Annotated in this window: 20 protein-coding genes; 7 read left to right on the forward strand and 13 right to left on the reverse strand. The window is 62.5% G+C overall.

Annotated features, from left to right (window positions below):
* Positions 1–17: 17 nt before the first annotated feature.
* Positions 18–1,529, reverse strand: a complete 1,512-nt coding sequence (gene pdxR / locus ACSSVQ_RS15415; protein WP_454184229.1) for a MocR-like pyridoxine biosynthesis transcription factor PdxR — start codon at positions 1,527–1,529, stop codon at positions 18–20.
* A 125-nt stretch (positions 1,530–1,654) separates the two neighbouring features.
* On the opposite strand from pdxR, the gene ACSSVQ_RS15420 reads away from it, so the two are divergent.
* From ACSSVQ_RS15420 to ACSSVQ_RS15440, 5 genes are all read left to right on the forward strand, one after another.
* Positions 1,655–2,293: a pyridoxamine 5'-phosphate oxidase family protein gene (locus ACSSVQ_RS15420; RefSeq protein WP_454184230.1), complete on the forward strand. Its 639-nt coding sequence runs from the start codon at positions 1,655–1,657 to the stop codon at positions 2,291–2,293.
* 77 nt (positions 2,294–2,370) lie between these two features.
* On the forward strand, positions 2,371–3,573 hold the full coding sequence (locus ACSSVQ_RS15425) for a pyridoxal phosphate-dependent aminotransferase (RefSeq protein ID WP_454184231.1): 1,203 nt from the start codon (positions 2,371–2,373) through the stop codon (positions 3,571–3,573).
* 162 nt (positions 3,574–3,735) lie between these two features.
* Positions 3,736–4,209 carry a Dps family protein gene (locus tag ACSSVQ_RS15430; RefSeq protein ID WP_454184232.1) on the forward strand — a complete coding sequence of 158 codons (474 nt, stop codon included), beginning with the start codon at positions 3,736–3,738 and terminating at the stop codon, positions 4,207–4,209.
* 239 nt (positions 4,210–4,448) lie between these two features.
* Positions 4,449–4,952: a DUF4188 domain-containing protein gene (locus tag ACSSVQ_RS15435; RefSeq protein WP_454184233.1), complete on the forward strand. Its 504-nt coding sequence runs from the start codon at positions 4,449–4,451 to the stop codon at positions 4,950–4,952.
* A 15-nt stretch (positions 4,953–4,967) separates the two neighbouring features.
* Positions 4,968–5,657 carry an HAD family hydrolase gene (locus ACSSVQ_RS15440; protein ID WP_454184234.1) on the forward strand — a complete coding sequence of 230 codons (690 nt, stop codon included), beginning with the start codon at positions 4,968–4,970 and terminating at the stop codon, positions 5,655–5,657.
* A gap of 6 nt (positions 5,658–5,663) precedes the next feature.
* On the opposite strand, the gene trxB is transcribed toward ACSSVQ_RS15440, so the two are convergent.
* The 3 genes from trxB to ACSSVQ_RS15455 form a co-directional block, all read right to left on the reverse strand.
* Positions 5,664–6,647, reverse strand: a complete 984-nt coding sequence (gene trxB / locus ACSSVQ_RS15445) for a thioredoxin-disulfide reductase (protein WP_454184235.1) — start codon at positions 6,645–6,647, stop codon at positions 5,664–5,666.
* Between the two features lie 148 nt (positions 6,648–6,795).
* Positions 6,796–7,401, reverse strand: a complete 606-nt coding sequence (locus ACSSVQ_RS15450) for a redoxin domain-containing protein (RefSeq protein ID WP_454184236.1) — start codon at positions 7,399–7,401, stop codon at positions 6,796–6,798.
* A gap of 167 nt (positions 7,402–7,568) precedes the next feature.
* Entirely contained in the window at positions 7,569–8,036 is a 468-nt protein-coding gene (locus tag ACSSVQ_RS15455) for a hypothetical protein (protein ID WP_454184237.1), read from the reverse strand.
* 203 nt (positions 8,037–8,239) lie between these two features.
* On the opposite strand from ACSSVQ_RS15455, the gene ACSSVQ_RS15460 reads away from it, so the two are divergent.
* Positions 8,240–8,446, forward strand: a complete 207-nt coding sequence (locus ACSSVQ_RS15460) for a cold-shock protein (protein WP_167091837.1) — start codon at positions 8,240–8,242, stop codon at positions 8,444–8,446.
* A 91-nt stretch (positions 8,447–8,537) separates the two neighbouring features.
* On the opposite strand, the gene ACSSVQ_RS15465 is transcribed toward ACSSVQ_RS15460, so the two are convergent.
* The 4 genes from ACSSVQ_RS15465 to ACSSVQ_RS15480 all read right to left on the reverse strand — a co-directional run bounded on the left by ACSSVQ_RS15465 (position 8,538) and on the right by ACSSVQ_RS15480 (position 13,317).
* A complete protein-coding gene (locus ACSSVQ_RS15465) occupies positions 8,538–9,302 on the reverse strand; it encodes a carbonic anhydrase (RefSeq protein WP_454184238.1) in 765 nt (254 codons plus the stop codon).
* Between the two features lie 175 nt (positions 9,303–9,477).
* Positions 9,478–11,463, reverse strand: a complete 1,986-nt coding sequence (locus tag ACSSVQ_RS15470; protein ID WP_454184239.1) for a hypothetical protein — start codon at positions 11,461–11,463, stop codon at positions 9,478–9,480.
* An 86-nt stretch (positions 11,464–11,549) separates the two neighbouring features.
* Positions 11,550–12,203, reverse strand: coding sequence for a 2OG-Fe(II) oxygenase (locus tag ACSSVQ_RS15475; protein ID WP_454184240.1), 654 nt, complete (start codon positions 12,201–12,203; stop codon positions 11,550–11,552).
* Between the two features lie 133 nt (positions 12,204–12,336).
* Positions 12,337–13,317, reverse strand: a complete 981-nt coding sequence (locus ACSSVQ_RS15480) for a mitochondrial fission ELM1 family protein (protein ID WP_454184241.1) — start codon at positions 13,315–13,317, stop codon at positions 12,337–12,339.
* A gap of 184 nt (positions 13,318–13,501) precedes the next feature.
* Here ACSSVQ_RS15480 and ACSSVQ_RS15485 point away from each other — a divergent pair, with 184 nt between their 5' ends.
* A complete protein-coding gene (locus ACSSVQ_RS15485; RefSeq protein WP_293324663.1) occupies positions 13,502–13,990 on the forward strand; it encodes an Lrp/AsnC family transcriptional regulator in 489 nt (162 codons plus the stop codon).
* Between the two features lie 137 nt (positions 13,991–14,127).
* Here ACSSVQ_RS15485 and greA read toward each other — a convergent pair whose 3' ends face one another.
* From greA to ACSSVQ_RS15510, 5 genes are all read right to left on the reverse strand, one after another.
* Positions 14,128–14,610, reverse strand: coding sequence for a transcription elongation factor GreA (gene greA / locus ACSSVQ_RS15490; protein ID WP_454184242.1), 483 nt, complete (start codon positions 14,608–14,610; stop codon positions 14,128–14,130).
* Positions 14,611–14,794: 184 nt separating this feature from the next.
* A complete protein-coding gene (locus tag ACSSVQ_RS15495) occupies positions 14,795–15,418 on the reverse strand; it encodes a hypothetical protein (protein WP_454184243.1) in 624 nt (207 codons plus the stop codon).
* Positions 15,403–16,071 (reverse strand): glycosyltransferase, encoded by a 669-nt coding sequence (locus ACSSVQ_RS15500; protein ID WP_454184244.1) that lies wholly within the window; start codon positions 16,069–16,071, stop codon positions 15,403–15,405. Before ACSSVQ_RS15500 ends, ACSSVQ_RS15495 begins: the two co-directional genes overlap by 16 nt.
* A 174-nt stretch (positions 16,072–16,245) precedes the next feature.
* Entirely contained in the window at positions 16,246–19,509 is a 3,264-nt protein-coding gene (gene carB / locus ACSSVQ_RS15505; protein WP_454184245.1) for a carbamoyl-phosphate synthase large subunit, read from the reverse strand.
* Positions 19,509–20,285, reverse strand: a complete 777-nt coding sequence (locus tag ACSSVQ_RS15510; RefSeq protein ID WP_454184246.1) for a hypothetical protein — start codon at positions 20,283–20,285, stop codon at positions 19,509–19,511. The genes carB and ACSSVQ_RS15510 overlap by 1 nt, the downstream gene beginning before the upstream one ends.
* Positions 20,286–20,312 lie beyond the last annotated feature (27 nt).

Here is a 20,312-nt window from a genome sequence, read left to right on the forward strand (position 1 = left end):
GCCAGGACGAATATTCTTCAAAACTCCGCCATCTTCTCTTTCTCCAGCACCGTTGCAAGCGTCCTTGCGCCCTTGCGTAACGCATCGTCGGGCACGCCCGCATAGCCCATATGAAGGCCCGGTCTGCCGCCCGGTGCCAGCCGGTAGGCGGAAAGCGCGGTGGCGTGAATGTCCGCCTGTCGCGCGGCGGCGGCCGCTTTCGCGTCATCCGCGCCGGGCGGCAGCAGGGCGGCGAGCTGCAACCCGCCTTCGCCGGGCGCGGGGCGCAGCCAGCGGGCAAGCGTGGTGTCGAGGTCTTCCAGCAGGATCGCCCGCCGCCTTGCATAGACCTGCCGGACGCGGCGCACATGCGCGCCGAAATGGCCTTCTTCGATGAAGTCCGCCAGCGCGGCCTGTAGCGATGCGGGCGGGATGTGCCCGGTGAGCCGGATCGCCACGGAAAAGGGTTCGGCGAGCGCCGGCGGCACGATGAGATAGCCGATCCGGATCGCGGGAAAGAGCGTCTTGGCGAGCGTGCCCATATAGATCACGGTGTCGCCGCGATCGAGGCCCTGCAGCGAGGCGATGGGGCGCCCGGCAAAGCGGAACTCGGAATCATAGTCGTCTTCGAGGATGTAGCCGCCGCTTTGCGCCACATGTTCGATCAGCGCGAGCCGGCGGGGCAGGGAGAGCGTCGCCCCCATGGGAAACTGGTGCGAGGCGGTGACATAGGCCAAGCGCGGCGGCGGCAGGGTGGCGATGGCCGCTTCCACATCCATGCCGTTTCCGTCCACTTCGACGGGTCGAATATCGGCTTCCGCGCTCATGAGTGCGCCGCGCGCGCCGAGATAGCCCGGGTCTTCCATCCACACCGTGTCGCCGGGGTCGATCAGCATGCGGATGGCGAGGTCGAGGGCTGCCTGTGCCCCGGCGGTGACGATCACCTGTTCGGGCCCGCAGACGACGCCCCGGTCGGCGGCCGCGTAATCGGCGATCGCCCTGCGCAGGCCCTCATGGCCCTTGTCGACCTCATAGCCGAACAAATCGTGGCGCGGGTCGCGGCTGTGTTTTGCCAGCAGGCGGCTCCACAGAAGCGCGGGGAAGTCTTCGATGTCCGGCAATCCGTGCTGGAAGGGACGGGTGACGCCGCGGCGGTAGTTCGCCGCGGGCCGCCTGACTCCCTGCATGGCGTCGCCGCGCCGGGAGAGGAGGCGTTTCGCGGGCCGGGCCGTCGGGCTTTGCGTCCGCCGCGGGGGCGGCTCGCCCGGTCCCGTCAGCCGGTCCGGCAGCAGATGCGCCACCCGCGTGCCCGCGCCGATATGGCTGTCGAGATAGCCTTCCGCCGTCAATTGCTCGTAAGCGGAGACCACGGTGTTGCGCCCGACGCCGAGTTCCGTTGCTAGGCCGCGCGAGGAGGGGAGACGCGCACCCGGCTTCAACCGTCCGTCCAGTATGGCCTCGCGCAGCCCGTCATAGAGCTGGCGGTAAAGCGGTAGATCGCTTGCCGTGTCGAGCGACAGCGTGCCCAGCGGCAATGGTGTGTCCGGCATCCGGCCTCTCCCCCACGGTTTCCCCAAGAGTGGTTCCACTATAATTCCATTAATGGACCTTCTGATAGGGCCAATTATGGCCGATAGGGGTGCCATTCACGGTTGGAGCCAATGGAGCGAGCGACATGGCGAGCGAGAACAGCGACTACAGTCCCGACAAGGCCTTCAGGCCCCGGCGCGCGCCGGGCCGCGAGTGCTTCGACCGTGCCACCGTCCATGCGATCCTCGACGATGGCTATGTCGCCCATGCCGGTTTTCAGGGCGCGCAGGGGCCGGAGATCATCCCCGTCTTCTATGTCCGGGCGGGCGAGCGGGTGCTGATCCACCTGTCCGCGAAGGCCGGGCTATCCATGGCGCTGAAGCGCGGCGAGGCGGTGACGCTGGCCGTCACCCATCTGGACGGGCTTATCCTTGCGCGCTCCGCCTTCCATCATTCGATGAACTACCGCTCCGTCATCATCCATGGTGCGGCGGTGGAACTCGCCGGCGAGGAAAAGGCCGATGCGCTGGACCTGATGGTGGAGAGGGTGGAAGAAGGCCGGTCCGCCAAGGCCCGCCGCGCCAATGCGCAGGAGATGAAGGCGACCGCCGTCTTCGCCGTTCCGCTGGAGCAGGTGGCGGCCAAGCTGCGCACCGGCGGCCCGAAGGACGACCCGGAGGATATGGCGCTTCCCGTCTGGGCGGGCACGATCCCGCTTGAGCTGATACGGGGAAAGCCCTTGCGGGACATTTCGGTGGATGCGGAGGGCGTTTTGTCCGATTAGCATGTTGCACTGCAAAGGCGGCAGGCTTAGGTTTCAGCCGCCTTTTCAGGCCTTTTCCCGCGACAGGAGATCACGCCATGGGTTTCATTTCAGACGCACTCAACCGCATTCAGCCGTCGGCCACCATGGCGGCGACCCAGAAAGCGCGCGATCTGAAAGCGCAGGGCGTCGATGTGATCGGCCTCGGCGCGGGCGAGCCGGATTTCGATACGCCGGACAATATCAAGGAAGCCGCCATCGAGGCGATCCGCCGCGGCGAGACGAAGTACACCGCCGTGGACGGCATCCCGGAACTCAAGGCCGCGATCTGCGCCAAGTTCAAGCGGGAGAACGGGCTCGACTATGCGCCGAACCAGGCCTTCGTCGCGCCGGGCGGCAAGCCGATCATCTTCAACGCAATGGTCGCCACGCTGAACCCCGGCGACGAGGTCGTCATCCCGACGCCCTATTGGGTGTCCTACCCGGACATCGTCCTGCTGGCGGGCGGCAAGCCGGTCTTTGCCGAGGCCTCCATGGAAACCGGTTTCAAGCTGACGCCGGAGGCGCTGGAAGCGGCGATCACGCCGAAGACGAAATGGTTCATCTTCAACTCGCCGTCGAACCCGTCGGGCGCGGCCTATACGCGCGACGAGCTGAAGGCGCTGACCGACGTGCTGATGAAGCATCCGCATGTCTGGATCCTCACCGACGATATGTACGAACATCTCGTCTATGACGATTTCCAGTTCGTCACGCCCGTGCAGGTGGAGCCCGGTCTTTACGAGCGCACGCTCACCATGAACGGCGTCTCCAAGGCCTATGCGATGACGGGCTGGCGTATCGGCTATTGCGCCGGGCCGGTGGAACTCATCAAGGCGATGGGCAAGGTGCAGGGTCAGTCCACCTCCAACCCGACCTCCATTTCGCAATGGGCGGCGGTGGAAGCGCTGAACGGGACGCAGGATTTCATCCCCGAGCGTGCGGCCGTCTTCAAGGAGCGCCGCGACCTCGTGGTCTCCATGCTGAACCAGGCGTCCGGCATCACCTGTCCGACGCCGGAAGGCGCTTTCTATGTCTATCCGTCCTGCAAGGGCACGATCGGCAAGAAGACGCCCGGCGGCAAGGTCATCGAGAACGATCAGGATTTCGTCGAGCAGCTTCTGGAAGCCGAGGGCGTGGCCTGCGTCCATGGCGGCGCCTTCGGGCTTTCGCCTTACTTCCGCATTTCCTATGCGACCTCGACGGAGAACCTCGAAAAAGCCTGCGAGCGGATCCAGCGTTTCTGTGCCTCGCTGAGCTGAGCCGTCTCGACCCATGATGAAGAGGGCCGGGGCGTTCCCGGCCCTTTTTCTGCGTCAAAAAGTCACTTTAAAATAATTCTAAAGAGGGTTGTAACCGCTATGTGACTTCATACATCTCCTTGAGAGTTCAGTTGAGATGAATGCGAAAACAGGAGGTACATCATGGATATGAAAGTCGATACCGGCATCGCGCAGGGCGACCGCAATGCAATCTCCGACGGTCTCGGCCGCGTGCTGGCGGACACCTACACGCTTTATCTCAAGACCCATAACTACCACTGGAACGTCACCGGCCCGCAGTTCCGCGCGCTGCATCTGATGTTCGAGGAGCAGTATCGCGAGCTCTGGGCGGCGACCGACGAGCTCGCCGAGCGCATCCGCGCGCTGGGCTATTTCGCGCCGGGCACCTATGCGGAATACGCGAAGCTTACCTCCATTCAGGAGGACAATGGCGTCCCGAGCGCCGACCAGATGGTCGCCAATCTCGTGAAGGGCCATGAAACGGTGGTGAAGACGGCGCGCGATCTCTTCCAGCTCGCCGACGAGGCGAAGGATGAAGTGACGGCTGACCTCATGGTCCAGCGGATGAACGCCAGCGAGAAAACCGCCTGGATGCTCCGCAGCATGATCGAGTAAGCCATGACCGCCATATGAACGCACAACGCCGTGGAGGAAACTCCGCGGCGTTTTCTATTCGGCGTCTAATCATTGTCATGCCCGGACTTGATCCGGGCATCCAGAGCGGCATGAGCCGCACATATTGCGCTGGATTGCCGGATCGGGTCCGGCAATGACAACGTGCCGGGGTGTTTGACTTCCCCCTTTATGCCTGTTCCCGCTAAGCTCCTCACATCGTCAGCGAGGGGAGGGCATTCATGTCGGGCGTTCGTGCGGGCCGTTATACGGTCATCTCGGAAGAACCGTTTGTCGTGTTCCTGATCGGTATGCGGGTGAACAAGCTGCTGCGGCCCGGCAAATGGCTGCCCGTGGCGCGCGCCATGCCGCGCATGCTGAAGGAGCTTCATGCGGATGCATCGACCGGCTTTCTCGGTGCGATGGGCTTCAGCTATTGGCGCGGCGGCGGGCTGATGCAGTATTGGCGTTCTTTCGAGGACCTCGAAAACTATGCGCGCGCGAAGGGCGGGACGCATGTTTCCGCCTGGGCGGAGTTTACGCGCAATGTCGGCGATGACGGCACGGTCGGCATCTGGCACGAGACCTATCCGGTCGATCCCGGCAGCTATGAATGCATTTATGGCAACATGCCGCCTTTCGGTCTCGGTGGCGCCATGCCTGTCGTGCCCGCCAAGGGTGCCTATGCCAATGCGCGCGAGCGCATGCGGGCGCGGGGCGCTGACATGAACGCTCATACAAAGTGATTTGAGCATGCCGTCATGGCGGACAATAACTCTGCCATGGCGTCTTTCTTTTCTCCCTCTCTGGTGATCTTCGATTGCGACGGCGTGCTGGTCGATACCGAGCCCGTCGCGAACCGTCTTCTCGTCCGCCTGATGGCGGAGGTGGGGTACGACATCTCCTATGAGGAATGCCGCCGGCTTTTCGTTGGGCGGAGTCTGGGAGCCGTCATCGCGCATGTGGAAGAAGCGCTGGGCCGTCCGCTTGGCGCACATTGGCCCGATTACATTCGTGACGAGACGCTGAAAGAGTTTGCGAAGGGCGAGGTGAGTGCGATCCCCGGCGTGGAAGAATTGGTGCAGGCATTTCGCGCGGCGGGCATGCCTTATTGCGTTGCCTCATCGGGCAAGCTTGAGAAGATGCGCTTCACGCTGGGCGCGACGGGTCTCCTGCCGCTTGTCGAAGATGTGCTTTACAGCGCGCAGATGGTGGGGCGGGGCAAGCCTGCGCCCGATCTCTTTCTCCATGCGGCAAAGGAGATGGGACATGAGCCCGCCGCCTGTCTCGTCATTGAGGACAGCGTGCCCGGCGTGCAGGCCGCCGTCGCGGCAGGTATGCCCGTCATCGGCTACACGGGCGATCCGCATACGGATGCGGCAGGGCTTGAAAGAGAAGGCGCCCATGTCGTGTCCGACATGAGCGCCCTGTCTCGAATAATCGATTTTTGAGAAGCTTTACGCCGTGGCGCTTTCCGGGATCTGTGCGGTGACGTCGCTTTCCTGTGCGGCGAGGAAGCGTTCGGCTTCGAGCGCGGCCTGACAGCCCATGCCCGCGGCGGTCACCGCCTGGCGGTAGACATCGTCCGTCACGTCGCCCGCGGCGAAGACGCCTTCCACATTGGTGCGCGGCGTGCCGGGCAGCGTCTTCAGGTAGCCGCCTTCCTTGGTTTCGAGCTGGCCGGTGAAGAGTTCGGTCGCGGGCGCATGGCCGATGGCGATGAAGACGCCGTCCGCCGGAATTTCCGTCACGTCGCCGGTCTTGACGTTCTTCACCTTGGCGCCGGTCACGCCCATCGGGTCGGTGCCGCCGACGATCTCTTCGATCGTGCTGTCCCAGACCACGTCGACCTTGGGGTTCTTGAAGAGGCGTTCCTGCATCACCTTTTCGGCGCGGAACTCGTTGCGGCGGTGAACCACCGTCACCTTGCTCGCGAAATTCGTCAGGAAAAGCGCTTCCTCCACGGCGGTGTTGCCGCCGCCGACCACGATCACTTCCTTGCCGCGATAGAAGAAGCCGTCGCAGGTGGCGCATGCCGAGACGCCGAAGCCCTGGAACTTGTCTTCCGACGGCAGGCCCAGCCATTTCGCCTGTGCGCCGGTCGCGATGATGAGCGCGTCGCAGGTGTAAAGCGTGCCGCTGTCGCCCTTGAGTTTGAAGGGGCGGGCGGAGAGGTCGGCCTCGGTGATCGTGTCGCCGATCATTTCCGTGCCCATGTTTTTCGCCTGCGCTTCCATCTGCTCCATCAGCCAGGGGCCCTGGATGGGATCGGCAAAGCCGGGATAGTTCTCCACATCGGTGGTGATGGTGAGCTGGCCACCGGGCTGGATGCCCTGAATGAGAACGGGCTCGAGCATGGCGCGCGCGGCATAGATGGCGGCCGTGTATCCGGCGGACCCGCCGCCGACGATCAGAACCTTGGCATGTTTGGTATCGGACATGGTCTTTCCGTTCGTTCTGTTTGCCCGTTCGGGGCGGAAGAGGAGGGGAGCGCCCGCGCGCGCCGTTTACGCAAAACACAATATAGGCGCGGCGCGGGTCAGCCGAAACCGGCGATCTGCCGGTTTCGGCGCTTGCTCTCGTGTGGCCTTAGAGCTTTTCGGAATGGCTGCCGAGATATTCGGCGACGCCCTTCTGGTCGGCGACCATGCCTTCCTCGCCCTTCTGCCAGCCGGCAGGGCAGACTTCGCCGTTTTCCTCGTGGAACTGCAGCGCGTCGACCATGCGCAGCGCCTCGTCGGCGTTACGGCCGAGCGGCAGGTCGTTCACGAGCTGGTGGCGGACCACGCCCTCGCGGTCGATCAGGAAGGTGCCGCGCAGCGCCACGCCGTCGCTCTCGATGAGCACGTCATAATCGCGCGCGATCTGCTTGGTGATGTCGGCCACCATGGGGAACTTCACCGGGCCGAGGCCGCCATCCTTGGGTTCCGTGTTGCGCCAGGCGAAATGCGAGAACTGGCTGTCCACGCTCACCGCGACCACCTTCACGTTCTTTTCCTCGAACTGCGGCACGCGGTTCGAATAGGCGAGGATTTCCGAGGGGCAGACGAAGGTGAAGTCGAGCGGGTAGAAGAAGACGAGGCCGTAGCTGTCCTTCAGATAGGACTTCAGGTTGAAATCCTCAACGATGTCGCCATCCGCCATCACGGCGGCGGCGGTGAAGTCCGGTGCCTGTTTTCCGACGAGAACGCCCATTTCCAACTCCATTCATTCAAATTCAAAACTGGTAGCCGGGGAGGCCGGCCTTCCAGTGCTAATTAGAATTACTCTAGGCTGTTTTCAAGGGGGAAATGCTGCGGTGCGGCGAGAAAGCAGTGGATAAGTTTGCCGCGGGCCACGTGGCGGGGGCCGATGCGTGGCTTTCAGGCGTCGCGGTCGGATTTTTCCTGCCCAAAAGCTTTGTCCGCAGCACGATTGGCCAGGCTCAAAGCTCCAAGGGCGATCCTGAAGAGAATTGCCATGACACCGAACGCGAAAAGCCAGAACGACACGAAAATGCGTGGCGAATCCGTTTTGAAGACAGGTTCTAGGTAGTCATAAAACACGCCCCATGCAATCGCTGTAGCCATAAGCATGAAGCCTGCTGGGATGAGCCATCGTTTAATTCTTGGGTCAATATCCAGCGAGAGTTCGCTACGGGCATTCTCCGCATTGTTCACCGAGAAAAAATAGCGGAGGAGGAACGCAGCAATTGCGGGGATAAGGATCCAGGCCCAGAGAGGAACCTGCGGGGGGAGGTGTTTGTCGCCGGGTAAGAGGCTGAAGACAAGAATTAGGGCGACTGAGATTGCGATCCAGAAGGCGTAACGACGGAGATTTTTCTGGAACATTGCGACCCCGGCTTGAAGCCTTCGACTCGTTTTCCCTTGCTATTTGGCAGTGTATCCCCATTTAATGAGCCGTCATCCCGCTTGGTTCGGCATGCTCTCTTCGCTCGAGATCGAGCGCCGGGCTTTCCTGACTAATTCGATAGATTGACATGGCCCGTGCGCGGTTGCCCGGGCCGTACGTAGACATGACTAAAGGAGACACCATGTCCAGCAAGGGCGCGGTCAAATGGTTCAATTCCCAAAAGGGCTATGGCTTCATTCAGCCGGATGATGGCGGCAAGGACGTTTTCGTCCACATTTCCGCTGTCGAGCGCGCAGGCCTTTCCGGTCTCGCCGACGGCCAGAAGATTGCCTATGAGCTCGTCACCGAGCGCGGCAAGACTTCGGCGGCCAATCTCGAGCTTCTCTAAGCACGGGATCGGGTTCGCCCCGAAACATGAAACCCGGCCGGGATTTTCCCGCGCCGGGTTTTTTTGTTGTCTGCGCGGGGCGTTTGTCCGCTCAGTCGTCGCTTTCCAGGATGTATCGGCGGCCGGTGCTCTGGATGGCGCGCGCATTGGGAGCGAACATGGCCTCATAGGCCTTGATCGATGCGCCGGATACTTCGAGCGGTTCCTTCAGGACGGTCCAGCGGACGGTCTCCGAGCAGGGCGGCGTGGTGAGCGATCCGGCGTAGCGGTAAAAGACCTCGGCATGCCAGGGCAGAAGCGCATCGGGACGGGCTTCGCCGAAAGAGGCTTCGCCGACGCTGCGCGGGGCGGTCGCGACAAGGCGGTCGAACAGACCGTTCGTGCCGCCCGCTTCGATCATCACGCCGATCACGGCCAGCTCGCCATCCCCGGCGCGATGGACGAAGTGAACTTCCATCGGGGCATGCTTGCCCTCGATCGTGTGCTCGGACGGCGCATGGAAGCGAAACTGCAACAGCTCGTAGCGTTTGCCGCCGATCTCAATGTAGCCGGCGCTCTTCTTGCCCTCGGGAACGAGCTTCAGGTCATGGCCGGTATTCTGCGCCTGCCAGACCGTGTCCATGTTCCAGGACAGTTTCGTCACGGGCGGTTCGGCTTTCACGCTGCCGGTCAGGTCGATGGGGGATTGTTCCTTGCCCGTTGCGCAGGCGGCCCAGTCTTTCGACATCGCGCCCCAATGGTCGGGACCGGTCGCGCCCTCATAGCCCCAATGCCCGGGCTCGGCGGCGAGGGCTTGTAGGGGACAAAGTAAAATCACCGCGCCCGCGAGTATCGCGGCCCTACGAAACGTCTTCATCGGTTCACCTATCCTGGATGGTGCCCGGGAGACGGGCAGGGCTGCGTGATAGTCCCGTACCTCGCCGTAATCTCCTAGTCGGAAGATAGGGCGAACGCGAAAAAGCGAACCATGTCACCCCGGGCTTGTCCCGGGGCCCAGGGGCGTCAGATAACCATGCCGATTGCTGATGTGCTCAGAACCCGAACATGTGGTCGAGGCAGAAGCTTTTCTCGCCGTTCAGCAGCCCGTGGAAGCCGAAGAGGCGGCAGGTCGTGTCGCGCACGATCACATAGCCCGCGCCGCCGGTCTTTTCGCGTTCCTCGGCGGTGAACATTTCGGTGAGACGCCAGTGGAAGGATCCGCCACAGGCGATCTCCACCTTGCGCTCGGCGACGGGTTTGCCTTCCGCGTCATGCAGGATGAGCAGCGTCGAGCTTTTCTCATGCCAGGGCGTCGAGGCCGGGTAGATGAGGTGGCACATCGTGTCGAGCCCGCCATCGTCTCCCGACAGGGAGCCGACGCGCAGGAAGAGGCGCGTGGTCAGTCCCGGCGGCTTGTTGGTGTAGCTCTGCGGCTCGTCCTTGTAGATGGTCGCGGTGTTGTAGATATGCGCGCCGAAAATCGTTTCCGCGCGATGGCCGCTTGCCTTCTGCTCGAACCGTCCCAGCGCATGCAGCCAGCCATCGGCTTCGCCGCCGTCGCGGAAATCGTAGAGGAACTCCACATGGCCGTAGCCGGAGGGGAGTTTCGCGCCTTCCTCGGCAATCCAGCTTTCCACATCCACTTCCACGCTTTCGCGCCGGGGGATGCGGCCGAGGAATTTCACCGCAACCGTCTCGCCGGTCGCATCGATCATCTCTGCGCGGATCGGCAGTTCGTGCTGCTCCGTCGCCATGGGCGTCGGCAGCATGACGGACTGGAACTCGTCCCGCGGCAGGATGGGCAGCGGCATGATGTAGCCCTTGCCCATATGCTTTTCGAGATCGGGGATGTGCGGATCGGGCGCAAGGTCGGTGCGCTCCACATTGGCGTGCGCGATGCGGCGGTTGCCGCCCTTGCGCTTCACCTCATAGCGCGGCCGCACGAAATAGCGCCCCGCCACGATTTCCACCTGGTCGGGCCAGCTCGCCTGCGGCAGCAGCGCATCGACCGACATGGCGCGCGTGCCGAAGGGCGGGATTTCCTCCTCGAACCATGAGACGTCCTGCGCGCCGATGATGTTGAGGCCGACGGAATGCGGCGGAATCGGCATGGGGTGCGAGTTCTGGATGAAGAGCGTGACTTCCTCGTCCTCGTCGCCTGCGGGCATGCCGGCGTAAAAGTCGGCGGGCCAGGCATTGGCGTCATGGCTGCAGGAAAGCGCGAGTCCATCCTCGCCATACATGTCGAGGGCGTATTTCACCACGTCGTGTCCGGCAATGCGGATGGCATGGATGAAGAGCGAGCCGGTGAAATCGCCGAGCCCGAAGCGGGTACGGATTTCGCCGCTGTCGATCGCGAAGGGGGCGCCCGCGCCGGGAAGCTGTTCGCGCCATTCGGCGATCTGCTCGCCCTTCTCGTCGAACAGGGCAAGCCAGAGCTCGGGGTTCTCCGCGCCATGCAGCGCCCAGTAATTCGCCGTCGCCACGCGCGTATGAATGCCGTGATCAGCGCCGTTCGCTGGGCCTTCCTGTTCGCGCATCAGCGCGAAGTTGGTCGCGAAGTTGAGTGGGTCCAGATAGTTCTTCCGGTTGGTCAGCATGTCGTCGTCGATACGGATATCGTCGAGCGAGACGATACGCGCGTCTTCCGGGAAGAGATGCTTGATCGAGCCGAAGGTCTTGTCGGTGTCGAAGGTCAGGATAAGGACGGCTTTCGCACCGCTCGCCTTCAGCGTGCTCAAGGGCGCCGCCTCGTGGCCGAGGAACGTGCCGCCGAGATCTTCCAGGCGCTGCACGAAATAGCCGGCAAGGTCGAGCTTCGACAGATCGTAATAGGCGTGGAAATTGCTCACATAGCCCATCGGATCGAAGAGGGCGACGGGGCCTTCGCTTTTGAGTTCGTCCATCAGCGCGTGGGCGCGCGGCGCGGTCAGCGGATGGCCCAGCGCCTTGAAGAGCGTGGCGCCGCCCGCATTGTTGCCCGGCCGCCAGCCTTGCGAGAGGTCGGCATTCTTGAAGGTCTCGATCTGGAGCGTCATCAGGCTCTTGCTCTTTTCAGTAACTATGGGCGCGGGCGGGGGAAGACCCAGCCTAACCCGTTTTGCGGTCCGCCTGTAGAGGGGCGTTACATCGCCTCGCGGGCCGCGGCGCGTGCGCCGCCAAAGGGATTGAGTTTCTTGAGGAAGGCGGTGAAACGGTGGCGGCGCTGTTCATGCTCGACCACGGCCTCGTCGCGGACCCAGTTCATCTGGATGGCGCGGCGCTGACCCTCGAAGGGCTCGTGGCCGTGCCAGGAATTGTCGGAGCGGCGGAAGACGAGCAGCGTGCCGCCATTGGGGGAGACTTCCTCGGCTGCGTCGTTGAGGTCGGTGCCTGAGCGCAGCACGCGCAGGCGGCCGCCACCGGCTTCCCACTCTTCGTTGAGATAGAGCAGCACGGTGATGATCTTCGATTCCGTATCCGTATGGATCTTGCCGTTATTGCGCGCGCAATGGCCGCGCACGGTGAACATGGTCGGGCGGCCGGTGAGGTCGAGGCCGAACTTTTCCTCGATGGCCTTCTGGAAGGCCGGGCCTTTCATCTCCTCCAGCAGCGCGTCGAAGCGCCCATGGATGTCGAGCTCGCTCGGCGGAATGGAGCCGGTGGACTGAATATCGGGAAAATCCGCGATGACCTGGGTCAGCGCCTCGCCGGAGACGAAGCCCGGCACGACCAGATAATCGTAAGGATCGGTTTTCAGCGGTGTCGCGCGCAGCGCGTCGATATCGATCAGGCCCATCGTCCTATTCCGTGTCGTCGCCCCCATGTGGCTCATGGGCCGGCGGTCATGTCCATATCGGTCTTTCCGCGCGCGGAACAAGCCCGCATCCGCCGACCATAGGAAAATCGCGTTAAGGCGGCGTGATCGCGTGTCAGCGCGCCGAATGCCCTTCGAGACGCGACGCGATCGCTGCGGCGATTTCCTCGGTAGCATTTAATGGCTCGTACTCCCAGCTTTCAAGCTGTCCGGCAAAAGGTCGCGCCACGCCGGCGGTGTAGAGCGCGTCCAGGAAACGGCGGAATTTGGCGGCCTTCCGCGTGTTGGCGGCTTCCAGCTCGATGACATAGACGGGTTTGCCGGTGAAGCAGGCCTCGCCGACCATATTGACCGAGTCGCAGGTGACGACCACGGCGTCGGCGGCGCCCAGATAGCCGAAATAGGGGTTGTGGCCGGTCCCGTCCCATATCGTCGCAGGGCGGCCTTCCAGATGTTCTTTCAGCAGGGCGACGGCCTTGTCGCCGGTGCGCCGCGAGGGGGTGACCATCAGCCCGGCGCCGTAATGGTCGCAAAGGCCGGCAAGCTGCGCGCCGATACGTCCCGCCGTTTCCTCGGTCAGCGTATAGGCCGCGTTGGTGCCGCCGACCAGCGCGGCCACGCGCGGATGGGGGAGGTTTTCGATCTGCGGGTCGATCAGGGCGGCTTCCTCGGCGAGCCTTTCCCTCGTCAGGCGATGCGGCGAGGTCAGGGTCTTCAGCACATTGTCGCCGTCGATCCGGTCATGCAGCGGCGCCCAGACGAAATCGAACTCCCGGGGCGAGACGCGCGGGTCCTGCAGCACGGCGACGAAGGTGCGCCCCTGCGATTTGCGCCGGATCATGCGGGCATAGGGGATGGACTGCCGTCCGGAGGCGATGAGGAGGTCGGGCCAGGGCGGGGCGATGCCGTCGGCCGGGCCCGAGGGGCCGTGGGGTGCGATCCATTTCCAGGGTGCGGGCGGCCCCACGCGTTTCAGCTCCGGTTCCAGCCCCAGCGCATGGGCGATCCCGATTCCCTGCACCTCGAACCCCGCCATGCCGTTGGTCAGCACCCAGCAGGTGAAGTCATGCGGGATATTCTTGCGGATTTGAGCCATTTTATGAGCGGCTTCAGTCATAATAATGCGCTGCAACGTAATTTTATTGCTGAAAACGGGCGTGAGAATCTGTATCTGTACCCGATTGCGAAAGGCGGGGCCCGTCGGGCCACCGGCAGTTGTTACGGTGCCGGGCCTCTCATGTCACGCCGGAATTCTACCCGGCGAAGCGCCCGGGAATCCCATGAAGCGGCAGAAGCTCGACGAAACAGACCTCAAGATCCTGACCGAGCTGCAGGCGGACGGGCGCATCACCAATGTGGAGCTAGCGCAGCGTGTCGGCATCTCCGCGCCGCCCTGTCTGCGCCGGGTGCGCGCGCTGGAGGAGGCGGGGCTCATTCGCGGCTATCACGCCGATCTCGACGGCAAGGCGCTGGGGTTCGAGGTGACGGTCTTTGCCATGGTCGGGCTGCACAGCCAGGCCGAGGCCGATCTCAAATCTTTCGAGGGGCTGGTGCGTACATGGCCGCTCGTGCGCGAGTGCCATATGCTGAACGGCGAGATCGACTTCATTCTGAAATGCGTCGCGCCGGACCTCTCCACCTTCCAGAGTTTCCTCACCGAGCACCTGACGCCCGCGCCGAATGTGGCCAGCGTGCGTACCTCGCTCACCATCCGCCAGTCGAAATACGAGCCGGGCGTGCCCGTGCCGGTGCTGATGGAAGAGGAATAGGGCGGCGTCTCACACCGCGCCGTCATACCCTGCTTCAGGCGGGGCATCCACGCCTTCACTTTAGCCAAAGACGTGGATGGCCCGGACAAGCCGGGCCACGACGCGATTTGATGTGAAAAGTGTCCGGAGGACCGCCCTTACTTGTGTTCCTTGAATTCCACTTTCAGGACTTCATAGGACTTGCCGCCGCCGGGCGTGTTCACTTCCACGCTGTCGCCTTCGGTCTTGCCGATCAGCGCGCGGGCGATGGGGGAGGTGATGGACACCTTGCCCTTTTTTACATCTGCTTCGATCTCGCCGACGATCTGGTAATGGACTTCCTCGTCCGTATCCTCGTCGACCAGCGTGACGGTCGCGCCGAATTTCACCGAGTCGCCCGACAGTTTGGAGACGTCGATTACATCGGCGCGCGAAATCTTGTCCTCAAGCTCCGCGACGCGGCTCTCGTTCAGGCCCTGCTGTTCCTTCGCCGCGTGATATTCGGCGTTTTCCGACAGGTCGCCATGGGCGCGCGCTTCCGAGATCGCCTTGATGATGCGGGGGCGCTCTACGGACTTCAGAAACTTGATCTCCTCTTCCAGGGCCTTGTAGCCCGCGGAAGTCATCGGAACCTTTTCCATCTCGACAGACGTTCTCTTTTGGTTACGCGAGGCGCCGGAGCCTGAATGGCTCGGTAAACGGCCTCAGCCATATAAAAAGCCCGCCTGAGCCCTTTAGGGGCCCGTTCCTGGCGGGATACGTTCACCCATAGTGGTGGATTGAGGGGGGCAAGGTCAAATCCAATTATCGGGATCGATCCGGGCCCTAGAGAAAGCGCAGGCGCCGCTCCTTGCGCCATTTCTCGATGATCGCCCTTTCGCCTTCCCAATTATGTCCGATCCAGCCCCGCCATTTGAAGCCGGCGATCCAGACCTCGAAATCCGTAAATTCCGGAGCGGTCGTCACATGATGGATGGCCAGCAGGCCCATGCTGGGGATGGTGGGCGTGCCGCCCGACGCCTCGGCCAGAAGCCCGATGACGGACCGGATTTCCGATGCGGAGAGGGTGGCGACAGGCAGGCCGGTGAGGCCGCCGCTTTCCAGAATGGCTTCCCGGAAAATCAGGCCGTCATGGGGGTCGTCCGGGTTTGGGGGATAGAGCCCCCGGCTGCTCTCGTCGCAACTGAAGATCACGCGGCCGGGGCGCATGGATGGCGGAATGGCCATGCCACCGGGCTGCGACATGCGATGGGCGGGGGATCCTTCAGCCCGCACGAAAAGCACGTCGGTCCGTTCGCCGATCCAGGGCTTGTTCCTGTTCTTGATCTCGTTGCAGCGGACGACGACATCGAATGCATCGATCTTGCGGCCGAACCGGGCCGGCGTCATGCGCTGCCAGATATGACGGGGGCGGGGGGCATTGCCCACCACGATCAGGCGCTTGCGCATTCCATCCCGTCCGCCGAGACGCGCCAGGCCTCGTGTTCGTCGCGCCAGCGGTCGGCATGGGCAACGTCGCGCCATTCCGTAAACCAGGGGCCGCCGCGCGTGAAATGGATCGCAAAAGGCCCGCCCTCGGGTTCCGGCGTGCCTTCCAGCCAGTTCCATCTCGGATCGATGGCGCCGATCGCCTCGTCGGGCACCCATTGCATGCGATGGAGATAGGCGCCCGTTTCGGTGTTGGCGCGGTCGAGGGTGAGCGCGGAAAGGCGCGGGTCCTTCATGTTGAAGACCATCAGGCTCGACCAGTTCTTGCGCGGATAGAGAGACTGCGTCCTGCCGTCCATCTTCGTTTTTTCGGGCGGGGCGTAATCATGTTTGACGCAGCTCACCGCATGTTGCGGATCGAGCGAGGCGACAAGCTCTGCGATGTCTCCGAGCCAGAGAAAGTCATTGTCGGCGAAGATTGCAATATCCGCATCCGGACAAAGATGCGGCGTCAGGAAGCGCGTATAGGTGAATTCGGTCGAGGCCAGCGGATCGCCGGAACGGGAATAAAGTCCCCGCCGCCGCAACTCGCTCTGTTTCAGGAATTTTACCTCGACGGGCAGCGAACTGCGCCGCCGCAGGGAGAAGGCGGAGACTTCCGCCACCTCGGGCATCCGGGAATCCCAGCCGATGCAAACTTCAATTTTCATGGCAGAACGGTCGCAGAATTGGCGTGGATGGCGTCGGCGGATTTTCCATAGCCATGCTAGCGGCGCGTCAATGGAACGTCCAGAACAGCCGCGCGGACGGCGGAGCGTTCCCGTCTTTCAGCTCCGCCTCTTCCGCGGCTAGTTCTTGCCCGCTCCCCGGGCCTTGGCGTAGCTCTGCAGCGAGGCGACTTCGATCTGGCCGGTGCGGATCGCTTCGATGCCCAGCACGGCGGCGCGGGAGCCGGCCACCGTGGTGTAATAGGGCACCTTCATCATCAGCGCCGCGCGGCGCAGCGACATGGAATCCTGCAGCGCCTGCGCGCCTTCGGTGGTGTTGAAGACGAGTTGCACATCGCCGTTCTTGATGGCGTCCACGATATGCGGACGGCCTTCCAGCACCTTGTTGATGGTTTCCACCTCGAGGCCCTGTTCCTTCAGGTAGCGCGCGGTGCCGCCGGTCGCCAGCAGCTTGAAGCCCATATCGAGCAGCTTCTTGGCCGGACCCACGATGCGGTCCTTGTCCACATCCTTCACCGACACGAAGACCTTGCCCTCGACCGGCACCTTGCTGCCGCCGCCGAGCTGGCTCTTGGCAAAGGCCACCGCGAAATCCTTGTCGAGGCCCATCACTTCGCCGGTCGAGCGCATTTCCGGGCCCAGCACGGTGTCCACGCCGGGGAAGCGCGCGAAGGGGAAGACGGCTTCCTTCACCGCGACATGCTCGCGTTCCATCGGCTTCAGGTCGAAGGAGGAAAGCTTCTCGCCCGCCATCACGCGGGCGGCGATCTTGGCCACCGGCTCGCCGATCACTTTCGCGACGAAGGGCACGGTGCGCGAGGCGCGCGGGTTCACTTCCAGCACATAGACGGTGCCGTCCTGGATCGCATATTGCACGTTCATCAACCCGACCACGCCGAGGCCGATCGCCAGTTCGCGCGTTTCGCGTTCGATCTCGCCGATCATCTCTTTCGAGAGCGAGTAGGGCGGCAGCGAGCAGGCGCTGTCGCCGGAATGGACGCCCGCTTCCTCGATATGCTCCATGATGCCGGAGATGAAGACGTCTTCGCCGTCGCAGATGGCATCGACATCTACTTCGATGGCGTCGCGCAGATAGCCGTCGATCAGCACCGGGCTCTTGCCCGACACGATCACCGCCTCGTTGATGTAGCGGTCGAGATGGGCGGTATCGCGCACGATCTCCATGCCGCGGCCGCCCAGCACATAGGACGGGCGGATGACGACGGGATAGCCGATCGTCTCGGCGATCTTGCGGGCTTCCTCGGCGGAGCGCGCAATGCCGTTCGGCGGCTGCTTCAGGTGAAGCTGGTCGAGCAGTTCCTTGAAGCGGTCGCGGTCTTCGGCGAGGTCGATCTTGTCGGGCGAGGTGCCAAGGATCGGCACGTTCGCGCGCTGGAGGTCGTCGGCGAGTTTCAGCGGCGTCTGTCCGCCGAACTGCACGATGACGCCCGCGAGATCGCCCTTGGACTGTTCGACGTCGATCAGTTCCAGCACGTCTTCCGCCGTCAGCGGCTCGAAGTAAAGCCGGTCGGATGTGTCGTAGTCGGTCGACACGGTTTCCGGATTGCAGTTGACCATGATGCTTTCGATATTCGCCTCGTCGAGCGCGAAGGCGGCATGGCAGCAGCAATAGTCGAATTCGATGCCCTGGCCGATCCGGTTCGGGCCGCCCCCCAGAATGATCGCCTTCTTGCGCTCGCTCGGATCGCTTTCGCAATCGGCGGCGCCGTCGAAATCATGCTCATAGGTGGAGTACATGTAGGGCGTGCGGCTTTCGAATTCCGCCGCGCAGGTGTCCACGCGCTTGTAGACGGGGCGGACGCCCATTTCGCGGCGCGCCTTGCGCACGGCTTCTTCTTCATGGCCGGTCAGTTCGCCGATGCGGGCGTCCGAAAAGCCCATGGCTTTCAGCTTGCGCATGTCGGCGGCGGTGTCGGGCAGGCCCTTTTCCTTCAGCGTCTGTTCGGCATCCACGATGTGCTGGAGCTGTTCGATGAACCAGGGATCGTAGGAGCAGCCGGCGCGGATTTCGTCATGGCTGAGGCCGTGGCGCAGCGCCTCGGCGATCACCAAGAGGCGGTCGGGCGTCGGGCGGCCCAGCGCGGCGCGCAGCGCGTTGCGGTCGTCGCCTTCGCCCATGCCGGGCACGCTGACTTCATTGACGCCGGTGAGCCCGGTTTCGAGAGAGCGCAGCGCCTTTTGCAGGCTTTCGGGGAAGGTGCGGCCAATGGCCATCGCCTCGCCGACCGATTTCATCGAGGTGCCGAGTTCTTTCTTGGCGCCGGCGAATTTCTCGAAGGCAAAGCGCGGGATCTTCGTCACCACATAGTCGATGGTGGGCTCGAAGCTTGCGGGCGTCACTTCGGTGATGTCGTTCTGCAGCTCGTCCAGCGTGTAGCCGACGGCCAGCCGCGCGGCGACCTTGGCAATCGGGAAGCCGGTGGCCTTCGATGCGAGCGCGGAAGAGCGCGACACGCGCGGGTTCATTTCGATCACGACCATGCGGCCGTTTTCCGGGTTCACCGCGAACTGCACGTTGGAGCCGCCGGTTTCCACGCCGATCTCGCGCAGCACGGCCAGGCTCGCATTGCGCATGATCTGGTATTCCTTGTCGGTCAGCGTCAGCGCCGGCGCGACGGTGATGCTGTCCCCCGTATGGACGCCCATCGGGTCGATGTTCTCGATGGAGCAGATGATGATGCAGTTGTCCGCCTTGTCGCGGACGACCTCCATCTCATACTCCTTCCATCCGAGGACGGATTCTTCGATGAGCACTTCCGTGACCGGGCTCGCATCGAGGCCGCCTTCGACGATGTCGCTGAACTCTTCCTTGTTATAGGCGATGCCGCCGCCCGTGCCGCCCATGGTGAAGGAGGGGCGGATGATGGCGGGCAGGCCCACATAGTCGAGCGCCTTCAGCGCTTCTTCCATGGTGTGCACGGCGGTGGAGCGGGGGCTTTCGAGCCCGATCTTGTCCATCGCCTGGCGGAAGAGCTGGCGGTCTTCCGCCTTTTCGATGGCTTCGCGGTTGGCGCCGATCATTTCCACGCCGAATTTTTCCAGCACGCCCATATCGGCGAGCGCCAGCGCGGTGTTGAGCGCGGTCTGTCCGCCCATGGTCGGCAGCAGCGCGTCGGGGCGCTCCTTCTCGACGATCTTGGCGACGACTTCGGGCGTGATCGGCTCGATGTAAGTCGCGTCGGCCAGTTCCGGGTCCGTCATGATGGTGGCGGGGTTCGAGTTCACCAGAATGATCCGGTAGCCCTCTTCGCGAAGCGCCTTGCAGGCTTGCGTGCCCGAATAGTCGAATTCGCAGGCCTGTCCGATGATGATCGGACCGGCGCCGATGATCATGATGCTTTTGATGTCGGTACGTTTGGGCATTAGAGAGTAATTCCGAAGAGACTGGCTGCAAGGTGGAGAACGATATTGGCCGCTATGCCAACAGCGTTGTCGGCGAATTTGTTCGCGAGGTATTTAACGGTGTCATTTAGTATGATTTCGATTAGGGGAACGCTTATCTGCGGCTGTGAGAGTTGTAGCTCTAAGGCTAGAAGCTCGCCCAAGCGACCTTCTTTGTCGTCAAAGTCGTTGTCACGATTTTCTTTCGTGGTTTCGATCAGATCGCTGACTGAACTTCGTAGTTTCGCAATTTCTGGTTCATTGTCAGAGTGAGAGACATAGCGATTAGATGCGGGGATGCTCTTATCGCTTTCTGAGCCGTCTATTGAGTTAGCTGTAGATGCCGCTTGTTCAGAGGCTTGGGAACCGGCAGGCAATTTGTCGATGCCGTCCTGGGTGTTTGTGGATCTGGAAACCTCTTTGGCTCTGGTATCGAAGCGCTCGTCTGTCCATTTCTGGACTTCGTCAATTCCCGCTTTTGTGATTGCGTATCCGCTTACGGTTCCATCCACGCCAAGAACGCGCGAAACGCTGCCCGTTAATCTTCGAAACGAAGAGTCAATTTTGCCTTCTTCAACCAACTCTTCTTTAATTAGATCCCGTATTGTTATGTCGATAGTGTTCCAGTTGTATTTTTTTATTCGACGAACAATATCAATATCTTCTTTGAATCTACCATTTTCTGAACTGAAAACTTCATAGAGAACTAGTAATACTAGATCTCTAGCTTCGTTGAAGTCTATTTTGTTCCTGGGCATATGGAGATCTTCAAGCGTGTGAGTTGA

It is taken from the genome of Parvibaculum sp. MBR-TMA-1.3b-4.2 (genome assembly GCF_053628815.1).

What these genes read in the sequence shown, in the direction of transcription:
- ACSSVQ_RS15500 (WP_454184244.1), bottom strand. Translation starts at nt 16,071, where the DNA reads ATGCCCGAGGTGGCGGAAGTCTCCGCCTTCTCCCTGCGGCGGCGCAGT.
- ACSSVQ_RS15460 (WP_167091837.1), top strand. Translation starts at nt 8,240, where the DNA reads ATGTCCAGCAAGGGCGCGGTCAAATGGTTCAATTCCCAAAAGGGCTAT.
- greA (WP_454184242.1), bottom strand. Translation starts at nt 14,610, where the DNA reads ATGGAAAAGGTTCCGATGACTTCCGCGGGCTACAAGGCCCTGGAAGAG.
- ACSSVQ_RS15510 (WP_454184246.1), bottom strand. Translation starts at nt 20,285, where the DNA reads ATGCCCAGGAACAAAATAGACTTCAACGAAGCTAGAGATCTAGTATTA.
- ACSSVQ_RS15420 (WP_454184230.1), top strand. Translation starts at nt 1,655, where the DNA reads ATGGCGAGCGAGAACAGCGACTACAGTCCCGACAAGGCCTTCAGGCCC.
- ACSSVQ_RS15430 (WP_454184232.1), top strand. Translation starts at nt 3,736, where the DNA reads ATGGATATGAAAGTCGATACCGGCATCGCGCAGGGCGACCGCAATGCA.
- trxB (WP_454184235.1), bottom strand. Translation starts at nt 6,647, where the DNA reads ATGTCCGATACCAAACATGCCAAGGTTCTGATCGTCGGCGGCGGGTCC.
- ACSSVQ_RS15485 (WP_293324663.1), top strand. Translation starts at nt 13,502, where the DNA reads ATGAAGCGGCAGAAGCTCGACGAAACAGACCTCAAGATCCTGACCGAG.
- pdxR (WP_454184229.1), bottom strand. Translation starts at nt 1,529, where the DNA reads ATGCCGGACACACCATTGCCGCTGGGCACGCTGTCGCTCGACACGGCA.
- ACSSVQ_RS15455 (WP_454184237.1), bottom strand. Translation starts at nt 8,036, where the DNA reads ATGTTCCAGAAAAATCTCCGTCGTTACGCCTTCTGGATCGCAATCTCA.
- ACSSVQ_RS15425 (WP_454184231.1), top strand. Translation starts at nt 2,371, where the DNA reads ATGGGTTTCATTTCAGACGCACTCAACCGCATTCAGCCGTCGGCCACC.
- ACSSVQ_RS15465 (WP_454184238.1), bottom strand. Translation starts at nt 9,302, where the DNA reads ATGAAGACGTTTCGTAGGGCCGCGATACTCGCGGGCGCGGTGATTTTA.
- carB (WP_454184245.1), bottom strand. Translation starts at nt 19,509, where the DNA reads ATGCCCAAACGTACCGACATCAAAAGCATCATGATCATCGGCGCCGGT.
- ACSSVQ_RS15440 (WP_454184234.1), top strand. Translation starts at nt 4,968, where the DNA reads ATGGCGGACAATAACTCTGCCATGGCGTCTTTCTTTTCTCCCTCTCTG.
- ACSSVQ_RS15470 (WP_454184239.1), bottom strand. Translation starts at nt 11,463, where the DNA reads ATGACGCTCCAGATCGAGACCTTCAAGAATGCCGACCTCTCGCAAGGC.
- ACSSVQ_RS15450 (WP_454184236.1), bottom strand. Translation starts at nt 7,401, where the DNA reads ATGGGCGTTCTCGTCGGAAAACAGGCACCGGACTTCACCGCCGCCGCC.
- ACSSVQ_RS15435 (WP_454184233.1), top strand. Translation starts at nt 4,449, where the DNA reads ATGTCGGGCGTTCGTGCGGGCCGTTATACGGTCATCTCGGAAGAACCG.
- ACSSVQ_RS15480 (WP_454184241.1), bottom strand. Translation starts at nt 13,317, where the DNA reads ATGGCTCAAATCCGCAAGAATATCCCGCATGACTTCACCTGCTGGGTG.
- ACSSVQ_RS15475 (WP_454184240.1), bottom strand. Translation starts at nt 12,203, where the DNA reads ATGGGCCTGATCGATATCGACGCGCTGCGCGCGACACCGCTGAAAACC.
- ACSSVQ_RS15495 (WP_454184243.1), bottom strand. Translation starts at nt 15,418, where the DNA reads ATGCGCAAGCGCCTGATCGTGGTGGGCAATGCCCCCCGCCCCCGTCAT.